The sequence below is a fragment of the Pseudoalteromonas sp. P1-13-1a genome (assembly GCF_001401875.1).
GTDB lineage: Bacteria > Pseudomonadota > Gammaproteobacteria > Enterobacterales > Alteromonadaceae > Pseudoalteromonas.
The window spans coordinates 1-218 of record NZ_LKDV01000156.1 but is presented as its reverse complement, the minus strand read 5'-3'; the positions used below and the strand labels follow the sequence as shown (position 1 = coordinate 218).

The 218-nt window shown below is 50.0% G+C and carries 1 tRNA gene; it reads right to left on the bottom strand.

The window, feature by feature from the left end:
- Nucleotides 1-142: 142 nt before the first annotated feature.
- Nucleotides 143-218: transfer RNA gene (locus tag AN391_RS20245), tRNA-Gly, on the bottom strand.

Genomic DNA, 218 nt, shown 5'->3' with positions numbered 1-218 from the left:
GTGCCGCTTTATCGTTAGTCAGTAATTTGTCCGTTGGTGCGCGACGGGTCGCGTTCAACATTCTGGCAACTGAGCTAGTGCCGCTTTATGAACTATAAATTTTATGAGCTATACGCTATTCCAATTTCTTTTGGTGAGAAATTGGAGCGGCACACGAGGCTCGAACTCGTGACCTCGACCTTGGCAAGGTCGCGCTCTACCAACTGAGCTAGTGCCGC